A 13,594-nucleotide genomic window follows, 5' to 3' on the forward strand; every position below is an offset into this window, starting at 1 on the left:
GGCAGCCATTCCTCACTCGGCAGACAGCAGCGCGCCGCCTCCGTTGGCGGGCGCGCCCTCCAGCGTAGAACGAGGGCGGGGCCCCGATCCTGTGAGGTAAGGCTCACCGGGGGCCGGGACCGCGCCGATGTGGAGTGTTGCGTCGCGCGTCGGCCGCGCCTCGCGTCGGCCGCGTCGCGCGTCCCCTAGGGGAGAGATGGGGGTTCGCATCCCTGGTCGCGATCTATCGCGTGTGCCAGGGTGGATGCGTGGACCTCGAAAAGCAGCCCGATCCCGCGCAGCAGCCCGCCGCGACCCCGCCCGAGGCGCCGGCACCGCCCACGCCGCCCGTGGCCCCCGCCCCGCCCACCGCTCCCGCCCATGCCGACCCCCAGGGCTCCCTCCGGGCCTCCGACGCCGACCGGGACCGGATCGCGGAGATTCTGGCGGAGGCGCTGGCGCAGGGGCGGCTGGACGCGGCGGAGCACGCGGAGCGGGTCGAGGCGGTCTACCGGGCGAAGACCATGGGCGAGCTGGAGCCGATCGTGCGGGACCTGCCGGCCACCGACGGCCCGAGCGGCGCCCCGGCGGGCGGCGCGGCCGGCGCGCGGACGGAGCCGGTGCCCGCGGCGTACGGGCCCGAGGACGTGGAGGGGAACGCGGACCAGCTGGTCGCGGTCTTCTCCAGCACCACCCGCAAGGGCCGCTGGCGGGTCGCCCGCCGCACCAACGCCTTCTCGATCTTCGGGAACATCGAGATCGACCTGACCGAGGCGATCTTCGCCCAGCCGCTCACCACCATCAACGCCACCTCGATCTTCGGGAACGTCGAGATACGCGTCCCCGAGAACATCAGCCTCCGCGGAACCGGCACCGGCATCCTCGGGAACTTCGAGGTCACCTCCCTGGAGGGGGTCGACCCGCAGGCACCGCTGGTGGTGGTCAACGGCTACGCGGTGCTCGGGAACGTGGAGGCGAGACCCAAGCGCGGCAAGCGGGTCATCGACCTCCAGAGCAAGCCCCGCAAGCACCTGGGCCACTGACCGACCGTCACCGACCGACCGTCATCGACCGGCCGCTGCCGACACGGCCGGCGGGTATCGGCCACGAGGTGACCGGAATACGTCACCGGTGCTCCGGACTCCGGATGGGCGGCCTACGCGGTGCATAGGCGCGCGCACAGCGGGTAGGGCTGCTGCATCGCTGCTCGCTCGCGAAGCCGTCGTCAGGAGTAGATCGTGTTGCAACTGCCGCACCAGCCCCTCCCGGTAGCCGCCGTGCCGCCCCAGCGTGCTCCCGCGCGGGAGGACGAGGACGGCCCCTGGCACGCGGAGGCGGTGTGCCGCCGGGACGAGGCGGGACTCTTCTTCGCCCCCTCCAAGGAGCCGACCGCCGCCCGGCTCGCCCGGGAGGAGGCGGCCAAGCGGGTCTGCGCTCGCTGCCCGGTGATGGTCGACTGCCGCGAGCACGCGCTGCTCCAGCCGGAGCCGTACGGCGTGTGGGGCGGGCTCACCGCCGCCGAGCGCCGGGTGGTGCTGGCCCGGCGCCGGCGCCGCGAGGTGGAGCTGCGCAAGGCGGCCGCGGCGGAGCGGATCGCCCAGGCCGGCTGACGGGCCGGACCCCGGTTCCGTACGGGAAGGGGCGCCCCCACCGCACATGGGGGCGCCCCTCTTCGTACCTGCCGTCGTCCCGCCGAGCCGGTTCGCCGGATCGGTTCGCCCGGTGTCGGTTCGCCCGGTGTCAGTTCGCCCGGTCGAAGTCGATCTTGCTGTACGCGCGCAGCTTCGAGAGCCGGTGCGTGGAGTCGATCTGGCGGATCGTGCCGGACTTGGAGCGCATGACCAGCGACTGGGTGGTCGCGGTCTCGGAGCGGTAGCGCACCCCGCGCAGCAGCTCGCCGTCGGTGATGCCGGTGGCGACGAAGAACACGTTGTCGCCGCTGACGAGGTCGTTCGTGGTGAGGACCCGGTCCAGGTCGTGGCCGGCGTCGAGGGCCTTCTGCCGCTCGGCGTCGTCCTTCGGCCACAGCTTGCCCTGGATGACGCCGCCGAGGCACTTTATGGCGCAGGCCGAGATGATGCCCTCGGGCGTGCCGCCGATGCCCATGAGCAGGTCGACGCCGGTGCCCTCGCGGGCGGCCATGATCGAACCGGCCACGTCGCCGTCCGAGATGAACTTGATCCGGGCGCCGGTCTCGCGGATCTCCTTGACCATGCCCTCGTGGCGGGGGCGGTCCAGGATGACCACGGTGACGTCCTCGGCCTGCATGCCCTTGGCCTTGGCGACCCGGCGGATGTTGACCGAGACGGGCGCGTTGATGTCGACGAAGTCGGCGGCCTCGGGGCCGGTGACCAGCTTGTCCATGTAGAAGACCGCGGACGGGTCGAACATGGCGCCGCGGTCCGCGGCGGCGAGCACGGCGATGGCGTTCGGCATGCCCTTGGCGTTCAGGGTGGTGCCGTCGATCGGGTCCACGGCGATGTCGACCTCGGCCCCGGTGCCATCGCCGACCCGCTCGCCGTTGTAGAGCATCGGCGCCTCGTCCTTCTCGCCCTCGCCGATGACGACGACGCCGTTCATCGAGACGGTCGAGATGAGGGTCCGCATCGCGTTGACCGCGGCGCCGTCCGCGCCGATCTTGTCGCCGCGGCCGACCCAGCGGCCGGCGGCCATGGCGGCGGCCTCGGTCACCCGGACCAGTTCGAGGGCCAGGTTGCGGTCGGGGGCCTCGGGGGAGACCTCAAGCTCGGGAGGGAGGTGGTGCTCGGTCATCGGAGCGCACCTTTCTGTACGACGACGGCCGGAAAAAAGAGGGTGCTGCGACTCTATCGCCAGGTCGACAAATTGAGCAGAGGGGCCCACGTATGAGCGCGGGACCGCGATGCGAACATAGGGGGCGTGGCAGCTAAGCGAGGCAGGCAGACGGTACGCGGGATGTTCCAGTCCCTCGGGGTGATCATGGTCGCCGCGGGGGTCATGTATCTCTTCGTCCCGCACGACGAGAACGTGGAACCGGTGGAGGCCAAGGACTACCGGGTCGAGCTGATCACGGCCCAGCGCGCGGCGCCGTACCCGGTGCTCGCCCCCGAGGGCCTCGGCGACGACTGGAAGGCGACGGTCGTCTCGTACAAGCGCGAGCAGGGCGACGCCTGGAAGCTCGGCTTCCTCTCCCCGGACGCCCAGTACGTGTCGGTCAACCAGTCGACCGCGGAGCCGAAGAAGTTCGTGCCCAAGATCACGCACGAGGCCAAGGACACCGGCAGGACGCAGACGGTGGCCGGCCAGGTGTGGCAGCGCTGGGAGGGCCCCAAGTACGACGCGCTGGTGCGGACCGAGGGCGGGACGACCACGGTCGTCACCGGCACGGCCTCCTTCGAGCGACTCGCGGAGATGGCGGGCGCGCTCCGGGCGCAGCAGGCCTGACCGCGCGGAGAAGCACACGGAAGAACCCCCGGCGCCCGGCGCCGGGGGTTCTTCCGCGTGGGGACCGGGGGTCCGGCTCAGACGGTGGTGATGACGTCGTCGTAGGCCAGGCGCGGGGAGCGCGGGAACGAGGCGTCCTCACCCGGCTTGCCGATGTTGACGACCATCAGCGGGGTGTGGTCGTCGTCCAGGAACTCCTTCTGGACGCCGGCGAAGTCCAGGCCGGTCATCGGGCCGGCGGCCAGGCCGGCGGCGCGGACGCCGACGATGAAGTAGGCGGCCTGGAGGGCGGCGTTCACCAGGGCGGACTGCTCGCGGACCGGACGCTCGGAGAAGAACACGTCCTTGGCCTGCGGGAAGTGCGGGAACAGGACCGGGAGCTCCTCGTGGAACTCGTTGTCGGCGGAGAGGATCGCGACCAGCGGGGCGGTGGCGGTCTTGGCCTGGTTGCCCTCGGCCATGTGCTTCACCAGGCGCGCACGGGCCTCCTCGGAGCGGACCAGCGTGATGCGCAGCGGGGTCTGGTTGAAGGCGGTGGGGCCGTACTTCACCAGGTCGTAGATCGCCTGGACCTGCTCGTCGGTCACCGGCTCGTCGGTGAACGTGTTGGCGGTGCGGGCCTCGCGGAAGAGGAGGTCCTGGGCGGCGGAGTCGAGAACGAGAGACATGCTGCGTACCTTCCGGACTGCAAGAGGGCCGCCCGGCAGGGGTCCGGGCGATGTCTCGAAGGTACGCCCAAGGTTGGTGAAAATTCAACTATCTAATCCGGATAGTGATCCGCTTCACTTCGCCCAGTCTAGCGGGACCCGCATCCCCGAGAGCCCTTCGCTCATCGCCGCCTGCCGCCTGCCGCCTGCCGCCTGCCGCCTGCCGCCTGCCGCCTGCCGCCTGCCGCCTGCCGCCTGCCGCCTGCCGCCGTGCCTGTCTTCACCCCGGCCCGTTTCCGCCCTGGGCGTCTCCGCCTCTCCGGCCTCGCCTCCCTCTCCGCCCTTACTCGTCCCCGTCCTCCTCCTCGTCCGCCTCCCGGTCGGCCGCCAGGGAGGCGTCGAGGCGGGCTCTGGCGCCTTCCAGCCAGTGCCGGCAGACCTTTGCCAGCTCCTCGCCGCGTTCCCAGAGCGCCAGGGACTCCTCCAGGGTCGTCCCGCCCGCCTCCAGGCGCCGGACCACCTCGACCAGCTCGTCGCGGGCCTCCTCGTAACCGAGCGCCGCCGTCGTCTCCGTACCGCTCGCCATCTCTTCTCCGCTCTCCTCGACCTGTCCGATTCCGTATCCGTATCCGTATCCGTATCCGTACCGACTGCCGACCACCGACTGCCGACCACCGGCTACCGGCTACCGGCTCACGCGCGCCGCACCGTGAACTCGCCCTCGGCCACCCGGGCCCGCAGCTCCTCGCCCGCCGCGACCTCCGCCTCCGTGCGGACCACCGCGCCGTCCGCCCGCTGGAGCACCGCGTACCCGCGCTCCAGGGTCGCCGCCGGGGAGAGCGCCCGTACCCGCGCCCGGGTGTGCGCCAGCTCCGACTCCGCCCGGTCGAGGAGGTGCCCGAAGACCCGTCGGCCGCGCGCCCGGAGGGCGTCCAGCTCGTCCTCCCGGACCTCCACCATCCGCTGGGGCTGCTCCATCACCGGCCGGGCCAGCGCCTGCGCGAGCCCGCGCTCCTCCCGCTCGACGAGCCCCCGGACGGTTCGCAGCGCCCGGTCCCGAAGGCCGCGCACCCGCTCCAGCTCCTCGCCCACGTCGGGGACGACCTTCTTCGCCGCGTCCGTCGGGGTGGAGGCCCGCAGGTCGGCCACCAGGTCGAGCAGCGGGGTGTCCGGCTCGTGCCCGATCGCGGACACCACCGGCGTCCGGCACGCGGCCACCGCCCGTACCAGCTGCTCGTCCGAGAAGGGCAGCAGGTCCTCGACGCTGCCACCGCCCCGGGCCACCACGATCACGTCCACGTCCTCGTGGGCGTCCAGCTCCCGCACCGCCTCGATCACCTGCGGCACCGCCTTCACGCCCTGCACCGGCACGTTCCGCACCTCGAAGCGGACGGCCGGCCACCTCCGCCGCGCGTTCTCGAGCACGTCCCGCTCGGCGGCCGAGGCCCGGCCGCAGACCAGGCCGATCAGGCGGGGCAGGAACGGCAGTGGCTTCTTCCGGTCGAGCGCGAAAAGACCCTCCGCGGCCAGCCCCCGCTTCAGCTGCTCAAGGCGGGCCAGCAGCTCGCCGACCCCCACCGGTCTGATCTCCGCCGCCCGCAGCGACAGCTGCCCGCGCGGCGCGTACCACTCCGGCTTGGCGTGCACGACGACCCGCGCACCCTCCGAGACGACGTCGGCCACCGCGTCGAAGACCTGCCGGTAGCAGGTCACCCCGATGGAGACGTCGTACGAGGGATCCCGCAGCGTCAGGAAGACGACCCCGGCCCCGGGGCGCCGCGAGAGCTGCGTGATCTGCCCCTCGACCCAGATCGCTCCCAGCCGGTCGATCCACCCCCCGATCATCCGGGAGACCTCACCGACGGGCAGCGGCGTTTCGGCGGACGTAGTCAGAGCCATGCACCGAGCGTAACGGCGCCCTACGACAACGTCAGCGCCCCGCGACCCCCGAGCCGGAAGGCTCGACCGCCGATCCGAAAGCCCGGCCCCACCAGCCCCCGCCCCCAGAAGCCGCCACCCTCAAGGGTTCCGGTCCCCTCCCGCTCCAGAGGCATCGACCTCCGACGGCCCAGGTCGAAGGCCCGCGCCCCCCTCGCCCCCGCTCACCCCCCACCAGGCCGCCGACCAGCCCCCTGCACCGCCAGCACCACCAGCCCCACGCCCAGCCAGACCACGCCCACCACCTGGGCCGACACCGACGCCTCCACGATCACCGCGACCAGGATCGCCGCGCCGGTCACCGGCAGCACGACGTGCCGCAGCCAGTGCGGCGGGCCCTCCGCCCGCTGGACCGCGAACCAGCCCACCACGCTCGCGTGCAGCAGGACGAAGGCCGTCAGGGCGCCGACGTCCACCACCGAGACCAGGTGGTCGAGGCCGTCGTCGCGGCGGGCCGCCCAGACCGCCGCGATCATCGTCACCGCCGCCGACACGAGCAGCGCCACCCGGGGCACGCCCGCGTCGGTCCGTGCCAGCGCGTGCGGCAGCCGTCCCTCGCGGCCCATCGCGAAGAGCAGCCGGCTGCCTGCCGCCTGCCCGGCCAGCGCCGCGAAGGCCGCGCCGATCGCCTTCGACACGGCGACCAGATCGTGCAGCCAGCCGCCCACCGACGCGTCCACGGCGTCGTAGAACGCGGACCCCTGCCGTACCGGCTCGGCCGCGAGCTCCGCCGAGGAGACCGGCTCCAGGAGCGCCACCAGCCAGGTCTGGGCGACGAAGAGGGCGCCCGCGAGCACCAGGCAGAAGAGCAGCGCCCGCGCCACCTTCGCCGAGCCGCCGGTGACCTCCTCCGCGAAGGTCGCGATCGCGTCGAAGCCCAGGTACGACAGGACCGCCACCGACACCGCGCCGATCACCGCCGCGAGCGAGAAGGTCCCGTCGCCGGTGAGCGGCGACCACCAGTCGCGCTGTGCCCCGTCCCGTACCAGGACCACCACCGCCGACACCACGAAGACCAGCAGCACCACGATCTCCATCGCGAGCACCGCGAAGCCGACGCGGGCCGCCGCCCGCACCCCCCACAGGTTGAGCAGGGTGGTCACCACCACCGCGATCCCCGTCCAGACCCACCGGTGCACCTCGGGCACCAGCGCCTCCATCGCGATCCCCGCGAAGAGGTACGCGACGGCCGGGATCAGCAGGTAGTCGAGCATCGCCATCCAGCCGGCGACGAAACCGGGCGCCTCGCCGAGCCCCTTGCGGGCGTACGCGAAGACCGAGCCGGCCTGCGGGGCGACCCGGACCATCTGCGCGTAGCTGAAGGCCGTGAACGCCATGGCCACCGTCGCCACGACGTACACCAGTGCGACGGCGCCGTGGGACTTCGCGTCGAGCGTGCCGAAGACGCCGACCGGCGCCATCGGGGCGATGAACAGCAGCCCGTACACGACCAGGTCACGGAAGCCGAGCGTCCGCCGCAGACTCTCGTGATCCGAAAACCCGGGCGGCCCGGCCTGCCCCGACCGCCCGGCCCGTCCCGGCCGCTCCGGCCCCCGCCCGTCCCCCTCCACCCCCGCGTTCTCAGCCATGGCGTCAGTTTCGGCCACGGCCGTGCTCCAGCCGCTCACCGACGCGGCCTTACGATGGGACGCATGACTGCAACGCCCGCGCCGACGCCCGAGTCCGCCCCCGCGAACCAGAGCGCCGCCGACCGCCCGAAGCGTGTCCTGCTCGCCGCTCCCCGCGGCTACTGCGCGGGCGTGGACCGTGCCGTGATCGCCGTGGAGAAGGCCCTGGAGCAGTACGGGGCCCCCGTCTACGTCCGCCACGAGATCGTCCACAACAAGTACGTGGTCCAGACCCTGGAGCGGAAGGGCGCGATCTTCGTCGACCAGGCCACCGAGGTCCCGCCGGGCAACATCGTGATGTTCTCCGCGCACGGCGTTGCCCCGACCGTCCACGAGGAGGCCCGCCGGGGCCGGCTCGCGACGATCGACGCGACCTGCCCGCTGGTCACCAAGGTCCACAAGGAGGCCATCCGGTACGCCAAGGAGGACTTCGACATCCTCCTCATCGGCCACGAGGGCCACGAGGAGGTCATCGGCACCTCAGGCGAGGCCCCCGACCACATCCAGCTCGTCGACGGCCCCGAGGACGTCGCCAAGGTCGAGGTCCGCGACCCCTCCCGGGTCGTCTGGCTCTCCCAGACCACCCTCTCGGTCGACGAGACCATGGAGACGGTCGACGCCCTCAAGGACAAGTTCCCGCAGCTCGTCTCCCCGCCGTCGGACGACATCTGCTACGCCACGCAGAACCGCCAGACCGCGATCAAGGAGCTGGCCGGCCAGGCCGAGCTCGTCATCGTCGTCGGCTCCAAGAACTCCTCGAACTCGCAGCGCATGGTCGACGTCGCCCTCCAGGCCGGCGTCCCCGCCGCGTACCTGGTGGACTTCGCCAGTGAGATCGACGAGGCCTGGCTGGAGGGCGTGACCTCGGTCGGCCTCTCCTCCGGCGCCTCCGTCCCGGACGTGCTGGTCCAGGAGGTCCTGGAGTGGCTCTCCGAGCGCGGCTACGCCGACGTGGAGATCGTCAAGACCGCCGACGAGTCCCTCACCTTCTCGCTCCCCAAGGAGCTCCGCCGCGACTTGCGCGCCGAGGCCGCCGAGCTCGTCAAGGAGTAGCCGAGGAGTAGGAGCGGCCCCCGCCGGTTAGCGTGAGTCCATGAACGTCTTCGGAGTGGACATCGGCGGCTCGGGCATCAAGGGCGCCCCCGTGGACCTGGAGCGGGGCGCCCTCGCCGAGGAACGGCACAAGGTCCTCACCCCGCGGCCCGCGACACCGGACGATGTCGCGGGCCGCGTCGCGGAGGTCGTACGGCACTTCGGCTGGACCGGCCCGATCGGCGTCACCTTCCCCGGCGTCGTCACCGGCAGCACGGTCCGTACCGCCGCCAACGTCGACGCGTCCTGGATCGGCACCGACGCCGGCGCGCTCATCGGCGAGGCCGTCGGCGGCCTCCCCGTCACCGTCCTCAACGACGCCGACGCGGCCGGGGTGGCCGAGATGACCTTCGGCGCCGGCCGGGGCCGCACCGGCACGGTGATCATGCTGACCCTCGGCACCGGCATCGGCTCCGCCGTCTTCACCGACGGCCGCCTGGTCCCCAACACGGAGCTGGGCCACCTGGAGCTCAAGGGCCACGACGCCGAGAAGCGCGCCTCCTCGAAGGCGCGCGAGGACGAGGAGCTGAGCTGGGAGCAGTGGGCCACCAAGCGGCTCCGGAAGTACCTGGCCCACGTGGAGATGCTCTTCTCCCCGGAGCTGTTCATCCTCGGCGGGGGAGTGAGCCGCAAGGCCGACAAGTTCCTCCCGTACCTCGACGGCCTCCGCACCGAGGTCGTCCCCGCGGAACTGAAGAACGACGCCGGCATCGTCGGCGCGGCGATGGCCACGAGCACGCGGGGACCGGGGCGCGCCTAGCGGGGGCGGGGGGCGCCTGGTGGGAACGGGGGGCGGGGGGTACGAGTACGGGACGGGCGCGGTCTCGCGTACGGCTACGGGCTCGGCCGCCGACCGCGCGCGGCGGCCTGATTCCGCCGGACGGCACCGGAGCCGGTTCCGGTACCAGCACCAGCACCGGTACCGGACCTGCTACCAGCGCCACCGCCGGGCCCGGTAGCGGCACCGGGCCCGCCGCGAGGAGCCCCGGCCGGATGCCCCGCCCCGACGGGCCGACGCCGTCGCCGGCCCATCTCCCGTACCTTCCGTACGCTCGCGATGAGCCCGGCGACCAGCGTGCCGCCGTACAGCCAGCCCGCGTGCACGGCGAGCGCCGTGACCACGGCCATCGCCTGGCCGCCGAAGCCCCCGGTGCCGCCCGCGATCGGCACCACGCCCACCGCGAAGGCGATCGGGACGGCGATCGGGGCCGTGACGAGGTCGGCGGTACGGACCCAGAGCGCGGTGAGCGCGCTCACGGGCAGGAACAGCAGCCCGAACGCCAACGGCGAACCGTCCAGGACCAGCCAGTCCAGGAAGCCGACGAGGAGCATCGCCGCCGCGGCGAAGAGCCCCGCGCCGAGACCGGTGAGCCGGGGCGCGGGCAGCCGCCGCAGGGCCTGCACCACCGGCGGCGCCGGCCGTCGTGCGGCGGCCGGGGTGCCGACCCGGTAGACGGTGGCCGCCCCGGCCCCTTCCACAAGGGCCCCGGGCGGTGTGAGCGGGGTCTGCGGCCGTCGGCGGCCTTGCGGCTGACTTGTCCTGTGCTGCTCCACCTCCCCAACGTAGGTCGGGAGGCGGCGGGAGGGGCCCGGGACACGCCCTTTGGGTGATCTCGGGCCGCAGTTCGACGGAACTCGACGGAACCCGACGGAAGCCGACCGGCGGCGGGCCGCGGCCTGGTCGGCGGGGGTCGTGCCGGTCCCCCGTAAACTGGGGGATCGACCCACCACCTCATCCTCATCCTTATCTAGGGAAGTCGCCACCGTGTCGCTCACGATTGGAATCGTCGGTCTGCCGAATGTCGGCAAGTCGACCCTGTTCAACGCCCTGACCAAGAACGACGTGCTGGCGGCCAACTACCCGTTCGCCACGATCGAGCCCAACGTCGGCGTCGTCGGCGTCCCCGACGCCCGCCTGACCAAGCTCGCCGAGATCTTCGGCTCGCAGCGCATCCTTCCGGCCACCGTCGACTTCGTCGACATCGCCGGCATCGTGCGTGGCGCGAGCGAGGGCGAGGGCCTGGGCAACAAGTTCCTGGCGAACATCCGCGAGTCGGACGCGATCTGCCAGGTCATCCGTGCCTTCAAGGACGAGAACGTCGTGCACGTCGACGGCAAGGTCTCGCCCAAGGACGACATCGAGACGATCAACACCGAGCTGATCCTGGCCGACCTCCAGACCATCGAGAAGGTCCTCCCGCGCCTCCAGAAGGAGTCGCGGATCAAGAAGGACGTGGCCCCGAAGGTGGCGGCGGTCGAGGCCGCGAAGGAGATCCTGGAGCGCGGCGACACCCTCTTCTCCCAGGGCGTCGTCCAGGGCTCGGAGAAGGCGGAGCTCCTCCACGACCTCCACCTCCTCACCACCAAGCCCTTCCTCTACGTCTTCAACGTCGACGAGGACGAGCTGACGGACGACGCCTTCAAGGACGAGCAGCGCGCCCTCGTCGCCCCCGCCGAGGCGATCTTCCTCAACGCCAAGCTGGAGGCGGACCTCGCCGAGCTCGACGAGGCGGACGCCATGGAGCTCCTGGAGTCCGTCGGCGCCGAGGAGCCCGGCCTCGCCACCCTCGCCCGCGTCGGCTTCGACACCCTCGGCCTCCAGACCTACCTCACGGCAGGCCCGAAGGAAGCCCGAGCCTGGACGATCAAGAAGGGCGCCACGGCCCCCGAGGCGGCCGGCGTCATCCACACCGACTTCCAGAAGGGCTTCATCAAGGCCGAGGTCGTCTCCTTCGCCGACCTCGTGGAAACGGGCTCGGTCGCCGAAGCCCGCGCCAAGGGCAAGGCCCGCATGGAGGGCAAGGAGTACGTCATGCAGGACGGGGACGTGGTGGAGTTCCGCTTCAACGTGTAGCGGGTGACATACCACCACGTCGCTGATCTGGCAAACGTGCAGGTCAGATGGGGTCCGACTCTTCGGAGTCGGGCCCCTTCGTTTTTACCGTGCTGGATAGGTGCTGGATATTCTGACCCCTCGTCACCTGTCATCACCCCTCATCATCCGTACCGTGCTGGATTCGTGCTGGATGCCGACGGATCGCGCGGGTGTGGAGGGGGTACGGCCGTGAGCGGGGGGTCACGGATCCGGGCGTGGGGCTGTTCAGCACACATTCTTCACAGGCTTAACGGCCGTTGCGGAAACAAATCTCGACCCGCCCGACGTTGTTGATCTCCCACGCGACAACGGGGGTGGTGGGCTTGAAACTGTTCCGTACGGATGCAACGAAAAGCGGCGCGACCGAGGTCACGCCGCGTCTTGCCGAGGCTGAGGCCGATGTGCAGGGTCTCGTCGAGGCCAACATGGAGACCCTGCTGGGCGTCCGGTTCCTGGCGAGCGAGTACGGCACGGGACCGGTCCACGGGGGACGGATCGACTCGCTCGGACTGGACGAGAACGGATCACCGGTCATCGTCGAGTACAAGCGCGGGGTCGACGCCGGCGTCATCAACCAGGGCCTGTTTTATCTCAGCTGGCTGGTGGACCACCGGGCCGAGTTCGAGCACCTGGTCCGCGACCGGCTCGGGGCGACGGCCGCGTCCCAGGTGCTGTGGAGCGGCCCGCGCTTGATCTGCATCGCCGGCGACTTCACCCGCTACGACGTGCACGCCGTCCGCGAGCACCGGCGCTCGATCGACCTGGTCCGCTACCGACTCTTCGGCAGCGATCTGCTCGGGCTTGAGACCGTGGCGTCCGTCAGCGGCGGCACGCGGGTGGCCCGCCAGGCTCGCCCGCAGGCGGTCGCTCGGGCGGCAGTCGGCGTCCAGGCCGCGTCGATGGTGGAGCTGGCGAGCGCGGTCGACGAGGCGCTGCTTGGTCTCGGGGACGGCGTAAACCGCGTCGAGCGCAAGCAGTACCGGGCGTATCAGCGGCTGCGGAACTTCGCCTGCGTGTGCCCGCCGCAGCGGAGCAAGCTCCTGGTCTACCTGAAGGTCGACCCGAAGGACGTCGACCTTGTTCCGGGCTTCACCCGGGACGTGTCCGGTCTCGGTCACCACGGGACGGGCGATCTGGAGGTGCAGCTCCGTACGCCGAGGGACGTGGAGCGGGCGCAGGAACTGTTCCGGGCGAGCTACGCGGCGGCGTGAATATCTGCCGGCCTCTTGGCCGTGCGCGCTTCGCGGGGAGTCTGTGGTCCGCGGCGGTGCCTTTCGACGGATGAGCAGGGCGTGGCGGTGGACCATCAATACTCCGGGGGATCGCCGGTTTGGCCAACCGGCGATCCCGAGCTATGTTCCCCCGCGCGCAGGATGCGGGTCGCTGATCACGCAAGACGCTCGTCGCTCTGGCCGTTCGAAACCCGGGAGCCGATCTGGCACATGGGGTAGCCGCGCCCGCCCATGCCGAGGAGCTGGGAGGACATCGTTCCGGGCTGGCATATCGCCCCGCAGCTGGTTTTCGGCGCTCACTCCCCACCACCGGCATCTGCGGGGCAGGATGGAGGCATGTCTGAGACCTCGGCCAGGAAGGCCGTCGCCCCGAGCGCATCTGCCCTCGACCTGGAGATGAGCCTGCTGCTTCCCTCCTCCGCGCCGGCTTCGTGGAGCCCTGCGGTCCACGAGGCCGCCCGTCTTCTCGGTGGTCAGCCGTGGGAGGAGGGCAGGTCGAAGCCCACCGATCTGCTCACCCTGGCCCTGCTTCTGTTCGCCCGCACGCATACGGACAACCGAGCTCCCCAAGGCGTGTCGGTTGCCGAGCTGCACGAGGCTCTGTCGGGGCCGGCGGACCGTGAGCCGCAGGTCATCGAGGAGATCGACCAAGCCCTGACCGATGCCGGACAGGGCTTTACCTCGGGAGCAGAGAGTGCCCCGCTGTGGGACCTCTTCAACACCGCCCGCAACCGGTACGTCTATGGCGCGAGCGCGCTGGTGGACGACATTGAGCCTCCA

At 71.6% G+C, this 13,594-nt stretch carries 14 protein-coding genes; 8 read left to right on the plus strand and 6 right to left on the minus strand.

Annotated elements, in window-relative coordinates; genetic code table 11:
• Positions 1 to 329 precede the first annotated feature (329 nt).
• Together QK442_RS28680 and QK442_RS28685 are read left to right on the plus strand one after the other, a co-directional pair.
• Entirely contained in the window at positions 330 to 1,022 is a 693-nt protein-coding gene (locus QK442_RS28680) for a DUF1707 domain-containing protein (RefSeq protein ID WP_282697003.1), read from the plus strand.
• A gap of 195 nt (positions 1,023 to 1,217) precedes the next feature.
• Positions 1,218 to 1,589: a WhiB family transcriptional regulator gene (locus tag QK442_RS28685; protein ID WP_282696985.1), complete on the plus strand. Its 372-nt coding sequence runs from the start codon at positions 1,218 to 1,220 to the stop codon at positions 1,587 to 1,589.
• Between the two features lie 130 nt (positions 1,590 to 1,719).
• On the opposite strand, the gene glpX is transcribed toward QK442_RS28685, so the two are convergent.
• Positions 1,720 to 2,751, minus strand: a complete 1,032-nt coding sequence (glpX, locus tag QK442_RS28690) for a class II fructose-bisphosphatase (protein WP_282696986.1) — start codon at positions 2,749 to 2,751, stop codon at positions 1,720 to 1,722.
• Positions 2,752 to 2,877: 126 nt separating this feature from the next.
• Here glpX and QK442_RS28695 point away from each other — a divergent pair, with 126 nt between their 5' ends.
• Positions 2,878 to 3,402, plus strand: a complete 525-nt coding sequence (locus QK442_RS28695; RefSeq protein WP_282696987.1) for a DUF4245 domain-containing protein — start codon at positions 2,878 to 2,880, stop codon at positions 3,400 to 3,402.
• 77 nt (positions 3,403 to 3,479) lie between these two features.
• Here the strand turns inward: QK442_RS28695 and QK442_RS28700 are convergent, their stop codons facing one another.
• The 4 genes from QK442_RS28700 to QK442_RS28715 all read right to left on the minus strand — a co-directional run bounded on the left by QK442_RS28700 (position 3,480) and on the right by QK442_RS28715 (position 7,576).
• On the minus strand, positions 3,480 to 4,070 hold the full coding sequence (locus QK442_RS28700; RefSeq protein ID WP_282696988.1) for a malonic semialdehyde reductase: 591 nt from the start codon (positions 4,068 to 4,070) through the stop codon (positions 3,480 to 3,482).
• Positions 4,071 to 4,392: 322 nt separating this feature from the next.
• A complete protein-coding gene (locus tag QK442_RS28705) occupies positions 4,393 to 4,635 on the minus strand; it encodes an exodeoxyribonuclease VII small subunit (RefSeq protein WP_282696989.1) in 243 nt (80 codons plus the stop codon).
• A gap of 107 nt (positions 4,636 to 4,742) precedes the next feature.
• Entirely contained in the window at positions 4,743 to 5,948 is a 1,206-nt protein-coding gene (gene xseA / locus QK442_RS28710) for an exodeoxyribonuclease VII large subunit (protein ID WP_282696990.1), read from the minus strand.
• Positions 5,949 to 6,151: 203 nt separating this feature from the next.
• On the minus strand, positions 6,152 to 7,576 hold the full coding sequence (locus QK442_RS28715; RefSeq protein WP_282696991.1) for an APC family permease: 1,425 nt from the start codon (positions 7,574 to 7,576) through the stop codon (positions 6,152 to 6,154).
• A 63-nt stretch (positions 7,577 to 7,639) separates the two neighbouring features.
• Here QK442_RS28715 and QK442_RS28720 point away from each other — a divergent pair, with 63 nt between their 5' ends.
• Positions 7,640 to 8,668, plus strand: coding sequence for a 4-hydroxy-3-methylbut-2-enyl diphosphate reductase (locus QK442_RS28720; RefSeq protein ID WP_282696992.1), 1,029 nt, complete (start codon positions 7,640 to 7,642; stop codon positions 8,666 to 8,668).
• A 40-nt stretch (positions 8,669 to 8,708) separates the two neighbouring features.
• Positions 8,709 to 9,467: a polyphosphate--glucose phosphotransferase gene (gene ppgK / locus QK442_RS28725; protein WP_282696993.1), complete on the plus strand. Its 759-nt coding sequence runs from the start codon at positions 8,709 to 8,711 to the stop codon at positions 9,465 to 9,467.
• Between the two features lie 74 nt (positions 9,468 to 9,541).
• Here the strand turns inward: ppgK and QK442_RS28730 are convergent, their stop codons facing one another.
• On the minus strand, positions 9,542 to 10,114 hold the full coding sequence (locus QK442_RS28730) for a DUF6542 domain-containing protein (RefSeq protein WP_282697004.1): 573 nt from the start codon (positions 10,112 to 10,114) through the stop codon (positions 9,542 to 9,544).
• A 358-nt stretch (positions 10,115 to 10,472) separates the two neighbouring features.
• Here QK442_RS28730 and ychF point away from each other — a divergent pair, with 358 nt between their 5' ends.
• The 3 genes from ychF to QK442_RS28745 form a co-directional block, all read left to right on the plus strand.
• Positions 10,473 to 11,561: a redox-regulated ATPase YchF gene (gene ychF, locus QK442_RS28735; RefSeq protein WP_282696994.1), complete on the plus strand. Its 1,089-nt coding sequence runs from the start codon at positions 10,473 to 10,475 to the stop codon at positions 11,559 to 11,561.
• A gap of 335 nt (positions 11,562 to 11,896) precedes the next feature.
• Positions 11,897 to 12,793: a DUF5655 domain-containing protein gene (locus QK442_RS28740; protein ID WP_282697005.1), complete on the plus strand. Its 897-nt coding sequence runs from the start codon at positions 11,897 to 11,899 to the stop codon at positions 12,791 to 12,793.
• 357 nt (positions 12,794 to 13,150) lie between these two features.
• A partial coding sequence (locus QK442_RS28745) for a hypothetical protein (protein WP_282696995.1) occupies positions 13,151 to 13,594 on the plus strand: 444 nt, incomplete at its 3' end.

Source organism: Streptomyces sp. CC208A, from assembly GCF_030010625.1.
Taxonomy (GTDB): Bacteria; Actinomycetota; Actinomycetes; order Streptomycetales; family Streptomycetaceae; genus Streptomyces.

Coding starts and splice junctions, on each gene's coding strand:
- glpX (WP_282696986.1), bottom strand. CDS start 2,751: ATGACCGAGCACCACCTCCCTCCCGAGCTTGAGGTCTCCCCCGAGGCC.
- QK442_RS28700 (WP_282696988.1), bottom strand. CDS start 4,070: ATGTCTCTCGTTCTCGACTCCGCCGCCCAGGACCTCCTCTTCCGCGAG.
- QK442_RS28705 (WP_282696989.1), bottom strand. CDS start 4,635: ATGGCGAGCGGTACGGAGACGACGGCGGCGCTCGGTTACGAGGAGGCC.
- xseA (WP_282696990.1), bottom strand. CDS start 5,948: ATGGCTCTGACTACGTCCGCCGAAACGCCGCTGCCCGTCGGTGAGGTC.
- QK442_RS28715 (WP_282696991.1), bottom strand. CDS start 7,576: ATGGCTGAGAACGCGGGGGTGGAGGGGGACGGGCGGGGGCCGGAGCGG.
- QK442_RS28720 (WP_282696992.1), top strand. CDS start 7,640: ATGACTGCAACGCCCGCGCCGACGCCCGAGTCCGCCCCCGCGAACCAG.
- ppgK (WP_282696993.1), top strand. CDS start 8,709: ATGAACGTCTTCGGAGTGGACATCGGCGGCTCGGGCATCAAGGGCGCC.